Source organism: Amycolatopsis orientalis DSM 43388 (assembly GCF_000411975.1).
Taxonomy (GTDB): domain Bacteria; phylum Actinomycetota; class Actinomycetes; order Mycobacteriales; family Pseudonocardiaceae; genus Amycolatopsis; species Amycolatopsis orientalis_D.
In genome coordinates this window covers 59137-73995 of the sequence record NZ_ASXG01000039.1, presented here as the reverse complement: position 1 = coordinate 73995, position 14859 = coordinate 59137, and the positions used below count along the sequence as shown (strand labels likewise).

The 14859-nt window shown below is 71.3% G+C and carries 8 protein-coding genes; 6 read left to right on the top strand and 2 right to left on the bottom strand.

Features of this window, described 5'->3' with window-relative positions:
* Positions 1-18: 18 nt before the first annotated feature.
* Positions 19-531 carry a GNAT family N-acetyltransferase gene (locus L942_RS07005; protein ID WP_051165771.1) on the bottom strand — a complete coding sequence of 171 codons (513 nt, stop codon included), beginning with the start codon at positions 529-531 and terminating at the stop codon, positions 19-21.
* A gap of 2227 nt (positions 532-2758) precedes the next feature.
* On the opposite strand from L942_RS07005, the gene L942_RS06995 reads away from it, so the two are divergent.
* The 4 genes from L942_RS06995 (at position 2759) to L942_RS06980 (ending at position 9169) form a co-directional block, all read left to right on the top strand.
* The gene (locus L942_RS06995; protein WP_037356462.1) at positions 2759-3352 is read left to right on the top strand and encodes a hypothetical protein; all 594 of its coding nucleotides are present in this window, start codon (positions 2759-2761) and stop codon (positions 3350-3352) included.
* 50 nt (positions 3353-3402) lie between these two features.
* Positions 3403-4989: a DNA polymerase Y family protein gene (locus L942_RS06990; RefSeq protein WP_037356459.1), complete on the top strand. Its 1587-nt coding sequence runs from the start codon at positions 3403-3405 to the stop codon at positions 4987-4989.
* A gap of 169 nt (positions 4990-5158) precedes the next feature.
* Positions 5159-8491: an error-prone DNA polymerase gene (locus tag L942_RS06985; RefSeq protein WP_037356456.1), complete on the top strand. Its 3333-nt coding sequence runs from the start codon at positions 5159-5161 to the stop codon at positions 8489-8491.
* 90 nt (positions 8492-8581) lie between these two features.
* The gene (locus L942_RS06980) at positions 8582-9169 is read left to right on the top strand and encodes a pentapeptide repeat-containing protein (protein WP_037356453.1); all 588 of its coding nucleotides are present in this window, start codon (positions 8582-8584) and stop codon (positions 9167-9169) included.
* Between the two features lie 59 nt (positions 9170-9228).
* Here the strand turns inward: L942_RS06980 and L942_RS46280 are convergent, their stop codons facing one another.
* The gene (locus L942_RS46280; protein WP_440201299.1) at positions 9229-13419 is read right to left on the bottom strand and encodes a glycohydrolase toxin TNT-related protein; all 4191 of its coding nucleotides are present in this window, start codon (positions 13417-13419) and stop codon (positions 9229-9231) included.
* 265 nt (positions 13420-13684) lie between these two features.
* Between L942_RS46280 and L942_RS06965 the strand changes: the two genes are divergently transcribed.
* Positions 13685-14539 (top strand): bifunctional methylenetetrahydrofolate dehydrogenase/methenyltetrahydrofolate cyclohydrolase, encoded by an 855-nt coding sequence (locus L942_RS06965; protein ID WP_037356515.1) that lies wholly within the window; start codon positions 13685-13687, stop codon positions 14537-14539.
* Positions 14539-14850 carry a DUF3017 domain-containing protein gene (locus tag L942_RS06960; protein ID WP_037356449.1) on the top strand — a complete coding sequence of 104 codons (312 nt, stop codon included), beginning with the start codon at positions 14539-14541 and terminating at the stop codon, positions 14848-14850. The genes L942_RS06965 and L942_RS06960 overlap by 1 nt, the downstream gene beginning before the upstream one ends.
* Positions 14851-14859 lie beyond the last annotated feature (9 nt).

The window sequence follows — 14859 nt, the reverse complement described above, 5'->3', positions numbered from 1 at the left end:
CGGGTCCCGGCCGGTTTTTCATCCCTCGCGCAGGATCGCGTAGACGACCTCGTCGCGGTAGCCGCCGTCGCGCCAGGTGACCTGGCACAGCAGGCCTTCGCGGTGGAAGCCGGTCTTCTCCAGCGTATGCTGCCCGGCGAGGTCCTCGCTGTCGACGAAGGCTTCGAGCCGGTGCGCGCGGGTGTGCCGGAAGACCTGGTCGACGAGCAGCTGGTAGGCCTTCGCGGCGGTGCCGTGGCCGCGGTAATCGGGCAGCAACGCGACGCCGACCCGGAAGCACCCGCCGGCGGGCCCGCCCCGGTCGGCCGCCTCCCAGGTGGCCATCCCGGCGACGACCGAGTCGACAGTCACCGCGACCGCGCTGGACGCCGGGCTGAGGAACCCGTCCTCGGCGAACCGGCGCCGCGCCCGCGGTCCGGTGAAACTCGTCCACTGGAAGGTCCCGGTGCCGTCCGGGTCCGTGGAGAACCGGTCGAGCACCGGCAGGTCGGCTTCGGTGATGCCCCGCAGGGCGATGTGTCCCGTCTTCATCAGGGTTCCCAGTGTAAAGAGCCGTTTTCCTGGTGTCCGGTGATCTTCCGGGTTGTTTCTCCGTGCGCGCTTGACAGCGGGGGAGGGGCGGGTGAGACTGGATGGTGTCGAACGGGTGTTCGATTCTGTTCGGCGCAGTGGTGTGCTGTTGGGTGCGATTGTTGGGTGACCGTGCGGTTTCCGCACGGATGAGGATGCGGAACCGCCTTCCCCGCGGTGTGTCGGCGTCCGTCCCGGGCTGGTGTGACGGCCTTGCCCGGGACGGGCTGTCGACCGGTCTCGGCGGAAGGAGGAACCAGTGAGGACCGGAGCGGCTTCGGGGGCTGCTTCTTCGGGGATTGCTTCGAAGATCGCGGAAACCGGGTCTTCCGGGGTCGCGGGGGCGGCTCGGGAAACCAGGGGGACTTCCGCGGACGGTGCGGTCACGGCTGGTGTGGCGGCTGGCTTTTCCGGGGCTGATTTTTCCGGGGCGGGCGGGGTTTCGGCTCTGGCCGGGGTGGCTCCGGGGGAGTTGGTGGCGAGCGGGTCTTCGGCTGTGGCTGGGGCGGCTTTGGGGGCTTCTGGGGCTGGGGGAGTTCCGGAAGTTGGCGGGGCGGCTTTGGAGGTGGGGGGCGCTTCGGCTTTTGCCGGTGTCGCTTCGGGGGCGAGTGATGCTCCGGTCTTGGCTGGGGTGTCCGGGGCGGGTGGTGCTTCGGCTTCGGCTGGGGTTGCGCCGGGTGCTGGCGGTGCTTCGGCTGGCGTTGCGCCGGGTGCTGGCGGTGCTTCGGTTTTGGCTGGGCGGGGCGGTGCTTCGGTCTCAGCTGTGGGGACGGGGTTGGGCGCTGGCAGCGATTTGGTCTTGACCGGGGCTGTTTCTGGACCGGGCAAGGCTCCAGTCTTGGCTGGGGCGGTGTCCGGGGCGGGCGGTGCTTCGGTTCTGGCTGGATGGGGCGGTGCTTCGGCCGCCGGTACGGGATCGGGTGCTGGCGGTGCTTGGGCCTTGGCCGAGGCTGTTTCTGGACCAGGCAGTGCTTCGGTCTTGGCTGGAGTGGTGCCGGGCGCTGGTCGTGCTTCGGCCTTGGCTGGGCGGGGCGGTGCTTCGGTCTTGGCTGCCGGGGTGGGGTCGGGTGCTGGCAGCGATTTGGCCTTGGCTGAGGCTGTTTCTGGGCCAGGTGGTGCTTCGGTCTTGGCTGGAGTGGTGCCGGGTGCTGGCGGTGCTTCGGCCTTGGCTGGGCGGGGCGGTGCTTCGGTCTTGGCTGCCGGGGTGGGGTCGGGTGCTGGCAGCGATTTGGCCTTGGCTGAGGCTGTTTCTGGACCGGGCGGTGTTTCGGGCTTGGCCGGGGTGGGGACGGCTGCCGATGGCGCATTGGCCTTGGCCGAGGAGGCCATCGGAGCTTCTGCGTCGGATGGCGCTTTAACCAAGGCGGCCGGAGCGGGTTGCGCGGTAGCCGAGGCAGTGCCTGGTGCAGCCAGCACTTGGCCCCCGGCCGAGGCCGTTCCCGAAGCGAGCGGCTCCTCGGCAGCGGCCGAAAAATCGGGCACCTCCCTGCTTCCCGCTAGCTCCGAGGCGCTCGATGTCCTTGACACAGCGGGGTTTTCGACCTGGCTGAAGAACCTCGGCCAGCCGCCCCAGGAGATCTTCTCCGCCGCAGACCCCCGGGCTTCCGCGCCCACGAGCGTGCCGGAGGCGCGGCCGGCACGCTCGTGGGAAGTGCTAGTGCCGTGGTCGGCGATTGAAGCGCTGGCGAAGGAACGCACGCCGGTCGCTGCGGGGGCACCGCGATTGAAGTTCTCGATGGGGGAGAACGAATCCCGGCTGAGTTCTCTGGACGCCGCGGTTAAGCCGTGGACGCCAGCCAACTCGTCTGCCGGGCTTCGTGCGCAGGCTCGGTCAGGGCATGGGCTTCGCTCCGGGTCGATGCCCGTCGACGCTGCCTCGTCGTCTGCCTGCCTGCAGTCTTCGGGTCGGGGCGGCTCAGTTGCTGAGCACCGGCCCGCAGCGGAGATCGAACCGCCGGTTCGGCTTCGGCCGTTAGCCTCGGCTGAACCCGAGGCTCAACCGCACGCCGCGTCTTCCGAACCGGCGGAACTTCCTCCTCCGGCTCGGCTCCACCCCGCCGCGGAGGACCCGGCGGAGGATCCGGCGCATCCGCTGGCCAAACTGACCGCCCTCCCCGGCGTCAGCACCGCTAGCACCGTCGCCGCCGATCGGGCGTCTCGGGCCGACTGGGATCGGGCCGCCGGGCGGATGCTGCCTGTCGCCCCAGCGTTGGCCGATCTCCTCCCCGGGGCCGGGTTGCGTCGCGGGAGTGTCGTCGCGGTTCACCCCTCCACCTCGTTGCTGTTCGCCTTGCTCGCGGAGGCGACCTCCGCCGGAGCGTGGGCCGCGGTGGTCGGGGTTCCGTCGCTGGGGATCGTCGCGGCGGCTGAGCACGGGGTCGCCATTTCGCGGCTCGCGTTGGTGCCTCAGCCGGGAGCCGAGTACCCGGCAGTGATGGCCGCCCTGCTCGACGGGGTCGACCTCGTCGTCACCGAGCCTCGGTCAGTCCGGCCGGACGTCGCACGCCGGCTCGCGGCGCGGGCTCGGCATCGCGGGGCCGTGCTGCTTTCGTTGGGGCACTGGCCTTCCGCCGACGTCGAGCTGCACTGCACCCCAGGCGCTTGGACCGGAGTACTCGAACACGGTGCCGGACATCTCCGCTCCCGCCCGGTCGAGGTCCATGCTCGCGGACGCGGTGCAGCGGCCCGGCCACGGTCGGCAGCGGTGCTTCTCCCCGGCCCGGACGGACGGGTTTCCCGCGGCGAGAAACGCGTCGCGGCACGGGAAGAGGCAGTCGGGTGAACCAGAGTGTCCACAAAGGACAAGGGGATCCGCGGCGCAATCCCACGCGGATGCTGGTCTTGTGGTGCCCGGACTGGCCCGCGGTCGCGGCCGTCGCGGCGGCGGGGAGCGTGCTGACCCGGCCGGCGGCGGTGTTCCATGCGAACCGGGTCGTCGCGTGCACTGCGGTCGCGCGGGCGCGGAACATCCGGCGCGGCATGCGGCGGCGCGAAGCGGAATCGCAGTGCCCCGAGCTGGCGGTGTTCGGCGTGGACGAGGCGCGCGACGCGCGGTTGTTCGAGAACGTCGCCTCCGCGGTGGAGGAACTGGTCGTCGGGCTGGAAGTGGTGCGGCCTGGGCTGCTCGCGGTTCCGGTCGCGGGGGCGGCCGGATATTTCGGCGGCGAACCGCGGCTCGCGGAGAAACTGGTGGACCAGGTGGCCGCGGCTGCCGGGGTCGAATGCCAGGTCGGGGTGGCGGAAGGACTGTTCGCGGCGACCCTCGCCGCGCGGCAGGGGGCGCTGGTCGAACCTGGGCGGAGCGCCGAATTTCTCGCCCCGTTGCCAGTGACCGAACTGGACCAGCCGGATGCCGAGCGCGCGGATCTGGTCGGCCTGCTCGTCCGGCTCGGGTTGCGCACGCTCGGCGCCTTCGCCGAACTCGGCGAGCGGGACGTAGCCGCGCGGTTCGGGCGCACCGGGGTGCTCGCGCATCGGCTGGCTCGAGGGCTGTCCGACCGGCCGCCATTGCGCCGCAGGCCGCCGCCGGAGCTGTCGCTCGCCGAGTCGTTCGATCCGGTGCTCGCCCGGGTGGATGTCGCCGCGTTCGTGGCCAAAAAACTCGGCGCGCGGTTCCACGCCGCGCTCGCTGATCGCGGGCTCGCGTGCACTCGATTGGGTATATACGCGACCACCGAGAACGGCGAGCAGCTCGGTCGCGTCTGGCGTTGTGCGGAACCGCTTACGCCGCAAGGGGTCGCGGACCGGGTCCGGTGGCAGTTCGAGGGCTGGCTCAAGGTCGCGCCCGGCGAACGGCCCACGGCCGGGGTCGCGCGGTTGCGGCTCGAACCGGAAGAGACTGTCGAAGGGAGGTCACTGCAGCTGGGGCTGTGGCGGGGGAGCGATCCCGGCGCCGGCCCGGGCGAGGACGAGGAATTGGCCGCCGAACGGGCGGGCCGGGCCTTCGTGCGAGTGCAAGGTCTGCTCGGTCCGGAGGGTGTGGTCACGCCGTTGCTCGACGGCGGACGAGATCCGGCGAGCCGGGTCCGGCTCATTCCGTGGGGCGATCCGCGGGAACCCGTCGGACCGCCGGACGCCACGTGGCCCGCCCGGTTGCCGTCCCCGTCGCCGGCGACGGTGCTGGAACAACCGTTGCCAGTCCAGGTCATCGACGACCAGGGACGGCCCGTCGGCCTCACCGCGCGCAAACGGCTGACCGCGCCGCCGCACGGACTGTGCGTCGAGGGCGGGCCGCCGCGGCCGATCACCGGATGGGCCGGTCCGTGGCCGGTCACCTCGGGCCGTCGATCGACCGGACCGCAGCGAGCCCGGCTGCAACTGCTGCTCGCGGCAGGGGAGAACGAAGCGCCGGAGGCGGTGCTCGTCCTCTGCTCCGGAACGGAAAATCCAGTGTGGACAGTGGAGGGAAGTTACGACTGATGAACAGGCCGAACAGCGGGAGAAACCACGAAAGGAGACCGCACCTGATGGACCATGAGCTGCCGGCGCCCCGCGTCCCGGCCGAACCGCCGTGCCCGTTCGACCCGGTGCCGGTCGCGCTGCTGATCCCGCAACCCCGCCGATCGCCCGAGAACCGGACGGACTGACGATGGGCTGGAACAACCCGCCGGTCCCGTGGAAGGACCTCGCGCGGGCGCTGTCGGGCGGGATGCCGCCCGGCGACCACGGCGACAGTCCCGCGTGGGGACGCAAACGCGAGGCGTACCGCCGCCCCGCCGACATCCCGCCGCCGCGCAGCGACCTGGAAGCCGGGCCGCGAGTGGCGTACGCCGAACTGCATTGCCACTCCAACTTCAGTTTCCTCGACGGCGCCAGCCACCCCGAGGAACTGGTGGAGGAAGCCGCGCGGTTGCGGCTCGACGCGATCGCGCTCACCGATCACGACGGCATGTACGGCGTGGTCCGTTTCGCCGAGGCGGCCAAAGAACTAGGCGTCGCCACGGTGTTCGGCACCGAGCTGAGCTTCGGGCTGTCCGGGCCGCAAAACGGGGTCGCGGACCCGGAAGGCGAGCATCTCCTGCTGCTGGCCCGCGGCAGCGACGGCTATCGCAGCCTGTGCCGCGCGATCACCGCCGGACAGTTGCGCGGCCACGACGGCAAAGCAGCGGAACTTGCCGAAAAAGGCCGTCCGATCTACGACTTGTCCGCCGTGGCGGAGGAAGTCGCGGGGAAATGCGCGGTGCTTACCGGCTGCCGCAAGGGATCCGTGCGTTCGGCGCTGGTGCGCGAAGGCCCGGACGCCGCGTTCGCCGAACTGCGCCGGCTGGTCGACCTCTTCGGCCAGACCCAGGTGTATGTCGAATTGATCGACCACGGCCAGCCGCTCGACAGCACGCACAACGACTTGCTCGCCGAGATGGCCAGCGAACTCAAGCTGCCCACCGTCGCGACCACCGCCGCGCACTACGCCCGTCCCGAACGCGGCCGGCTGGCGGACGCGCTCGCCGCCATCCGCGCCCGACGCAGCATCGACGACCTCGAAGGCTGGCTGCCCGGCGACGCCGCCGCTTTCCTGCGCTCGGGCAACGAAATGGCGGAAATCTTCCAGCGGTACCCGGGCGCGGTGCAGCGATCGGCGTTGCTGGGCATGGAATGCGCCTTCTCGCTGGAGCTTCTCGCGCCGGAGCTGCCGCCGTTCGACGTGTCGCCCGGCGAGACCGAGACCACGCACCTGCGAAACCTCGTCAAGAAGGGCTTCGACAAGCGTTACTCGGGCAAAGCCCACGCGGACCAGGCCTGGCAGCAGATCCAGCACGAGATGGCGGTGATCGAGAAACTCGGCTTCCCCGGGTACTTCCTGATCGTCTGGGACATCGTCCGGTTCTGCCGGGAAAACGACATCCTGTGCCAGGGAAGGGGTTCCGCGGCCAACTCGGCGGTGTGCTACGCGCTCGACATCACCAAGGTCGACCCCATCGAGTACCGCCTGCTCTTCGAACGGTTCCTCGCGCCTGACCGCGACGGCTACCCGGACATCGACATCGACATCGAGTCCGACCGGCGCGAGGAAGCGATCCAGTACGTCTACGGCAAGCACGGCAGGCTCAACGCCGCACAGGTCGCGAACGTGATCACCTACCGCGCCCGCTCCGCGATCCGCGACGCGGCCCGGGCACTGGGCTATTCGCCCGGCCAGCAGGACGCGTGGAGCAAGCAAATCGACCGCTGGGGCGCCTTGCGCAGCACGGAAAAAGACCACGACCACGACATCCCGAACGACGTCGTGCAGCTCGCCTTCGCCCTCGAAGACTTCCCGCGGCACCTCGGCATCCACTCCGGCGGCATGGTGATGTGCCGGGAGCCGGTGAGCCAGGTGTGCCCGGTCGAATGGGCGCGGATGGAAAACCGCAGCGTGCTGCAGTGGGAGAAGGAGGACTGCGCCGCGGCGGGGCTGGTGAAGTTCGATCTGCTCGGGCTCGGCATGCTCTCCGCGCTGCACTACATGCTCGACCTGGTCGCGGAATACAAGGGCGAGGAGATCGACCTCGCCGAGCTGGACCTCAAAGACAAGAACATCTACGAAATGCTCTGCCGCGCCGACGCGATCGGCGTGTTCCAGGTGGAAAGCCGCGCCCAGCTGGCGACGTTGCCGCGATTGCGGCCGAAGAAATTCTACGACCTGGCCGTGGAAGTCGCGCTGATTCGCCCCGGCCCGATCCAAGGCGGTTCGGTGCATCCGTACATCCGCCGCAAACAGGAGCGCGAGAAGTGGGACTACGACCATCCGCTGCTGGAGAAAGCTCTGTCGAAGACGCTGGGAGTGCCGCTGTTCCAGGAGCAGATGATGCAGATCGCCCTGGACGTCGCGAACTTCACCCCGGCCGAGGCCGACCAGCTCCGGCACGCGATGGGATCGAAACGGTCGCAGCGGAAAATGGAACGGCTGCACAAGCGGTTCCTCGACGGAGCCATCGCCAACGGGCTGGACGCGGAGCTGGCGGAGAAGATCTTCCAGAAGCTCAAGGCGTTCGCCAACTTCGGCTTCCCGGAAAGCCATGCGCTGAGCTTCGCGCATCTGGTGTTTGCGAGCGCGTACTTCAAGTACTACCACCCGGACGCGTTCTGCGCGGGTCTGCTGCGAGCGCAGCCGATGGGGTTCTACTCGCCGCAGTCGCTCGTGGCGGACGCGCGCCGGCACGGGGTCACCACCTTCGGCCCGGACATCAACCTGAGCCTCCCGCACGCGACGCTGGAAGCGTTGCCGGGCAACGGGAAACTCCACGCGGTACGCGGCGGGCTCGGCACCGTCCGGATGATCGGCGAAACGCTGGCCAAGGAGATCGTGGCGGAACGGGAGGCGAACGGCCGGTACGAGAGCATGTCCGACCTCGGCAGGCGCGTCCGGCTCACCACTCCGCAGCTGGAAGCGCTGGCCACCGCGGGCGCGTTCAGCGCGTTCGGCCCGGACCGGAGGCAGGCATTGTGGTCCGCGGGCGCGGTCGCGCAAGACCGGCCGGAGAAACTGCCCGGCACCGGCGTCGGGGTGGAAGCGCCGATGCTGCCCGGGATGGACGGGCTCGAGGTCGCGGCCGCCGACGTGTGGGCCACCGGGATCTCGCCGGACAGCTACCCGACGGAGTTCATCCGCGACCGGCTCGACGCGCTCGGGGTCATCACCGCCGACAAGCTGCTGGAGCGGTCCGACGGGGAACGGGTGCTCGTCGGGGGAGCGGTCACGCATCGTCAGCGGCCGGCGACCGCCGGCGGGGTCACGTTCCTGAACCTCGAGGACGAGACCGGCATGGTGAACGTGATCTGCACACTCGGGCTGTGGCAACGGTTCCACCGGATCGCACGGGGCAGCGCGGCGCTGCTGGTGCACGGAGTCCTGGAAAAAGCGGACGGCGTCGCGAGCGTGCGCGCGCAGAAGCTGGAGCAGCTCCGGCTGCGGATCCCGACGAAATCACGGGACTTCCGATGACCGGCGAACAGTTCGTGGACACACGCCTTCCGGCGGTGCGCAACCACCCCGTCGGAGTGCCGGCACCGGAGCTGATGTCATCCTGTCCGGGTGACGGAGACCGGCGAGGACTACACCGAAGCACGACTTTCCGGCCAGTGGTGGGAAAAACGCCAGTTCGCGGATTGCGATTTCACCGAGGCGGACCTGCGCGACCTGCGCACCCGCGGCTGCACCTTCGACAACTGCGACTTCACCAAGGTCGATCTCGCCGGTTCGCGGCACGACGCGTCGGCGTTCCGCTCATGCACGTTCGACCGCTCGGTGCTCGCAGACAGCCGCTGGTCGTCGTGCTCGCTGCTTGGTTCGTCCTTTGTGGACTGCCGATACACCGGGATCGCGCTGACCGAATGCGATCTGTCGCTGGCGTCGTTCGCGCGCGGCCGGTTGCGGAAACTGGACCTGTCGGGGCTGCGGATGCGGGAAGTGAACCTCAACGAGGCGGATCTGACGGATTCCGACCTGCGGGGTACGGACCTGTCCGGGTCCCGGATGATCGGCACGAAGCTGACCGGAGCCGACCTGCGCGGCGCGGCGGTGGACGCGAACGGGCTCGTGCAGGCGGACTTGCGCGGTGCTTACGTGGACGTCGAACTGGCGGTGGCGTTCGCCGCGGCCCATGGCCTGGTCGTCAAGTAACCCGTTCCCGGAGACGGAAAAGGGGCGAAGCCCGCTGGCCCCGCCCCTTGTCCGCGTTCTCAGTCGATCGGCGGTTCGCCCGGGTCGAGCTCGATCAGGTCGCCCTCGGCGAGCAGCTCTTCGATGCTCGCCGGAAGCAGGTACGCCGACCCGCCGCCCGGCTGGTTGAACCACGGGATCGCGACCCCGGCCAGGGTTTCGAGCGGCCGCTGAACCCGGTACACGTGGTACGGCCGGTTCACCCACTCCGGCACCAGCGAACGCTCCTCGAACGGGGTGCCCGCCGCGTAGGTCAGGTTTCCGTTCGGGCCGCCGAAGCGGTCCAGTTCGCTGCCCGCGGGCAGTTCGCGCAGTTCCTTGCCGCGGAACAGGGTCAGCGGCGGTTCCCCGGCCAGCGGCGCGATCGGCCACTGCCCGCTGCCGCCGGTTCCGTTGGCGCGCACCGGTTCCTCGCGGCGCACCGGCGGTTCCCGCCGCGGAGGCGGGCTGACCGGCGAAGCGACCTGGGTGGGCGGGGCGCCGACCGGAGAGGCGACCTGCGTCGGCGGGGCGCTCACCGGGGGAGCCGCCTGAGCCGGCGGGCTCACCGGTGCCGCGACCTGCGTCGGCGGGGCGGGCGGCGGAGTCTGCCGGGCCGGCGGCGCCGGTGGCTCGTCGTCGGCCAGCAGCTGATCGGCAGGCGTGAAGGCGGTCTGCTCCTGCGGCGGCACGTTCTCGCGCGGCCGGACCGGGAACGAACCCGTCGCGACCTCCGGCGACAACGTCGCCACCACCGGCGGCTTCGGCGCGTCCGCGGCTGGCTGTTCGGCCGGCGCGGGGGCTTCCGCCGGGACGTACCCGTCGGGGTACAGCAGCACCTTGCCGAGCATGAACGCCGCGGCGTCCTCCGCGTCGCCGAACACCGCCGGGTTGATCAGCTCGCCGTCGTACCAGCCGACGCGCCAGCCTTCGCTGACCTGCTCGACGCTCCATCCGCGTTCGGTGGGGCCGCCGAGCCGGTATGCGGCCTCGGGCACGTTCAGCTCGTCGAGCTTCGCCTGCAGTTCGGCCAGCTCCGGCTGGGCAGGCTGTTCCCGCCGCGCGGCCGGGGCCGGTTCGGCCTGCTCCCGTGCCGCGCGCCGCCCGCCGGACGGCGGAGGCACCGGCATCTCCGGCACCGGAAGCCCACCGGGGATCTCGGACCCCGGCATGATCATCGCGGTGGGCGGGCCCGCGTCGTACTCGGCCTCGCGGTGCTTGTCGTCCTCGTAGCCGGTGGAGTGCGTGAACAGTTCGGCACGCTGCTCGTCGTCGTCGCGGGACGGCTCGTTGCCGTGCGTGAAGAGCACCGGCTCCTCGGACCCGGCGTCGACCGGCTGGTGCACGTCGGTGTCGTCCTCGTCGTCGGCCGGGTGGCCCGGACCGGTGCCGTTGCGGCCGGGGACGAGGTCGTGGTGGACGTCGGTGTGGTCTTCGTCGTCGTAGTGACCGTCGTCGTAGCGGTCGTACTGCGCGTTGTCGAAGTCCTGCTCGAAGGGCGGCTCCGCGGGACGCTCCGGCGCGGTGCCGTGGCGGCCCTCGGCCTCCTTCTCGCGGCCACGGCCGTGCGCGGCGGCAAGACCGGCGGCGGCCAGCCCACCGGCCGCCGCGACCCCGGCCGCGGTCGCACCGACGTGACTGCCGTGCTCGTCCGCCGGTTCGGCCGGGCTGTCGGATTCTGCGCTGCGCCGTCCGCCGTCCTCGGCGTTCAGCCGCACGTCGTCCCGGCGGCTGTCGTCCGCTTCGGCATCCGGCTGGGCGCGCCGACGGCCGCCTTCCTGGTCCGCGGGGCGAGCGTCCTCCGGTGCCGCGCCGCGCCGGCCGGCGTCCGGCTCGGCGTTGTGGCGGTTCGGAGCGGCGGGTTCGTCGGCGGAGCTGTCCGCGCCGATGAGCCCGTCGGCACCGATGAGGCCGTCCGCGCCGACCAGCCCCTCCTCCTTGCTCGGAGCAGCGGGCTGCTCGAACGCGCCGACACCGGGGATGCTGCTCCCGTGCGGGTCGCGGTGGTCGTCGTACCCGTCGTCGTAGTCGGCCGCCGCTTCGCGGTGACGGTCGTCGACGTGGTGCGCGGGTCCGTCGTACCCAGTTTCGTCATGGCCGTGCTGGCCGGCGGCTTCGTCGTACCCGTGCGGCTCGGCGTACGCGCCGGCCTCGTGGGAGGCGCCGTCCTGGTACTCGTGCTGCTCGTCGTACGGCTGAGCGTCGTATCCGCGAGCGTCGTGCGGTGCCGGTTCGTCGTAGCCGTCGTGGGTTCCGGGTTCCCGGTAGCCGTCGTGGCCAGCCTCTTCGTAACCCTCGTCGTGCTGGTCGTAGTGCTCGGCGTGCCCTCGTTGGTCGTAGGCGTCCGCGTGGCCGTGCTGGTCGTAGTCGTCGGCGTGGCCGGGTTCGGCGTAACGGGTGGTGTCGGGGTGCTCGTCGTAGCCAGCCTCGTGCGGATGGCCGGATTCGGCGTGCGCGCCACTCGCGACGGCTCCGGCCACACCGGCGGCTCCCGCTGCTCCCGCCACCGCAGCGGCAGCGCCCAGACCGTGCGACCCGCCAGGGCTGTCCGGCCCGGCAACCGGCGGGGACACGCGCGTTCCCTGCGGACCGCTCGGTGCGCCGGGACCGCCCGCGGGACCCTGGGCACCCTGCGGGCCGGGGCCCTGCGGACCCGGCCGGTCGCGCCGATCCGAACCGCCTCGGGCAGTGGGCCCGTGCGGCTCGAATTGCTCGTTCGAGCCGCCGCGGTCGTCGAAGCCGGGCTCGTCCGGGGCACCGGGCCTGCCGTAGTCGTCGGCGGGGTGGAAGTTGTCGCCCTGGGGTCGGTCGGTCGCGCCGGGCCTGCCGGAGTCGGGGCCGCCGAGGTTGTCGGCGGGGTGGAAGTTGTCGCCCTGGGGTCGGTCGGTCGCGCCGGGCCTGCCGGAGTCGGGGCCGCCGAGGTTGTCGGCGGGGTGGAAGTTGTCAGGGCTGCCGCTCCCGCCGGAATGGCTTGCCGCGCCGACGGCGGCCGCGCCGAGACCGGCCGCGCCGAGTCCAGCGGCGGCTGCGCCTACTCCGGCGGCACCAGTGCCGGGGCGGTCAGCACCGGGTCCACCGGCACCAGGTCCGTTGGCGTCGAATCCGCCAGGCCCGCTGGCACCGCCGGGTCCACCGGCGCTGCCCGGACCGCCAGGTCCACCGGGGCCGCCCGCCGCCGGACCACTGGGACCGCCAGCACTGGGACTTCCCGCACCGGGACCGCCTGCTCCGGGCCCGCCGGGGCCAGACCCAGGACCACCGGCAGCAGATCCGGGACCACCGGGCCCACCTGCTGCGGGACCGCCCGCTCCGGGACCACCAGGCCCACTCGCTCCGGGGCCGCCAGCCGCCGGACCACCGGCACCCGGCCCGCCGGGAGCGGGGCGTTGCTGCGGAGTCTGGCTTCCGCGAGTCAGATAAGCCGCCGCGCCCTGCAGGGTCAGCTCGTCCACCTGCGGCAGCTGGAAGCCGTTGGCGCGGATGTGCTCGATCAGATCCGCTTCCGGCGAGACGCCGTAGGTGCGGAGGTAGAAGTTCACCGCGGCGGGCCAGATCCAGTGGCCGTCGCTGTGGAAGGCGACCGGGACCGTCGCTTCCGGGGTCTGTGCGAGCCGGTCGATGTCGTAGCCGCGGTCCTGGACCACGACCGGGGCGTGGTCGAGGTACTCCAGCAGCCGGTCCTGCTCGTCGACGTCCAGGTCGGGACGGTTGATGACCGGGCGGCCGGCCGGGCCGATGGTGTCGAAGATCCGCGCGATGCGGAAGTGCGGGCCGGGCTGTTCCGGACCGAGGCCGGACATCCGGCGGATCAGCCACTCGGGCACGTTCTCCTCGGTGCGCGGGAACATGCGCAGCTCGTCGGAGTACGCCTGGGGCGGCGGCGCGAGGTGCCACTGCGGCTCGTCGCGGTTGTACTCGAGGTTGTAGCTGGAGGGGTGGTCCAGCTGGTAGCGCGCGTTGAACCAGGTGCCGCGGCCGTCGCGGTACATGCCCGCGCGGAGTCTCCCGAAGAGGGTCGCGATGTCGTGCGTCGCGATCCATTCCTGAGTGGAGCCGTCCTCGAGCACGATCTCGCCGGTCAGCTCGTGGTACCTGCCGACGGCTCGGTACTCCGCGGAGACTTTGCGCCAGTCGCGCGGGGCGGCGCGCAGCAGGGCCAGTCCGATCTGCTTGACCAGAGTGTCCTGCTCCGTCGCGTTCAGCTGCGTCGTCGGTTGTGCCACGGGGAACATTTTGACTGTTCGCGCGCACGAACGCACCCCGCATAGGGCTTTTGCCACCCTCGAGCCGGTGGACGTGCCCGCTGACCTCGGCGGACGCGATATGGCACGGGTCACACGCCTGGGTGGGTGATGCGGTGGAGCCCCTCCAGCTTAAGACCCGGGACGGCTGATTCGACGGAAGACGCGCGGGCCGATCGGGTGGTGTCGCGTGCACGCAGCGTGCAGGACCCACTCCTGACCGGCAGTCTCCGGCGGCTCTGCGACAATGGCCGCCGTGACGGCGAAGATTCTCGACGGCAAGGCCACGAAGAACGCCATTTTCGCAGAGTTGCGCCCCCGCGTGGCCGCGCTCGCGGAGAAGGGGATCACTCCTGGACTGGGCACGGTGCTGGTCGGCGACGACCCCGGTTCCCACTCCTACGTGAAGATGAAGCACGCGGACAGCGCGAAGATCGGCGTCAACTCGATCCGCCGCGACCTGCCCGCGGACATCTCGCAGGAGAAGCTCGAGGCCGTCATCGACGAGCTGAACGCCGACCCGGCCTGCCACGGCTACCTCGTCCAGCTGCCGCTGCCGAAGCACCTCGACGCGAACCGCGTCCTGGAGCGCATCGACCCGGAGAAGGACGCCGACGGCCTCGCGCCGATCAGCCTCGGCCGGCTCGTGCTCGGTGAACCGGGCGCGCTGCCGTGCACCCCGTACGGAATCATCGAGCTGCTCAAGCGGCACGGCGTCGAGCTGAACGGCGCGCAGGTCACCGTGGTCGGCCGCGGCATCACCGTCGGCCGCACGCTCGGCTTGCTCCTCACCCGGCGCAGCGAGAACTCCACCGTCACGCTTTGCCACACCGGCACCCGCGACCTCGCCGCCGAGGTGCGCCGCGCGGACATCGTGATCGCCGCGGCGGGCGTGCCCGGGATCATCAAGCCGGACATGGTCAAGCCCGGCGCGGCGGTGCTGGACGTCGGCGTCTCGCACGTCGACGGCAAGCTCACCGGCGATGTCGACCCGGCGGTCGCGGAGGTGGCCGGCTGGCTGTCGCCGAACCCCGGCGGCGTGGGCCCGATGACGCGGGCGATGCTGGTCACCAACGTCGTCGAGGCTGCGGAACGCGCGGCCGCCCGCTGATGGCGATGACCGGGCAACGGCACCGCGGCGATCGTCCCTGGCTCGTCCACGTGCCGTTCGCGGTGATCGTGCTGCTGCTGGCCGCGGCTGTGGTGCGGGCGCTGCAGTACCACTGGCGCGAGGGCGCGGCGCTGGTCGGCGTGGCGCTGTTCGTGGCCGGGGTGCTGCGTGCCGTGCTGCCGGAGGAGCGCGCCGGGCTGCTCGCGATTCGCGGCAAGGCCGTCGACATCCTCACCTACGGCGCGTTGTGCGCCGCGGTGCTCTACATCTCGCTGTCGATCGTCGGCGGCCCGTTCGACGCCTCCTCCTAGCCGGACTTC

Bases quoted from the DNA above. Each gene is read 5' to 3' on its own strand.
- L942_RS07005 (WP_051165771.1), bottom strand. From the start codon at position 531: ATGAAGACGGGACACATCGCCCTGCGGGGCATCACCGAAGCCGACCTG.
- L942_RS06995 (WP_037356462.1), top strand. From the start codon at position 2,759: ATGCTGCCTGTCGCCCCAGCGTTGGCCGATCTCCTCCCCGGGGCCGGG.
- L942_RS06990 (WP_037356459.1), top strand. From the start codon at position 3,403: ATGCTGGTCTTGTGGTGCCCGGACTGGCCCGCGGTCGCGGCCGTCGCG.
- L942_RS06985 (WP_037356456.1), top strand. From the start codon at position 5,159: ATGGGCTGGAACAACCCGCCGGTCCCGTGGAAGGACCTCGCGCGGGCG.
- L942_RS46280 (WP_440201299.1), bottom strand. From the start codon at position 13,419: ATGTTCCCCGTGGCACAACCGACGACGCAGCTGAACGCGACGGAGCAG.
- L942_RS06960 (WP_037356449.1), top strand. From the start codon at position 14,539: ATGGCGATGACCGGGCAACGGCACCGCGGCGATCGTCCCTGGCTCGTC.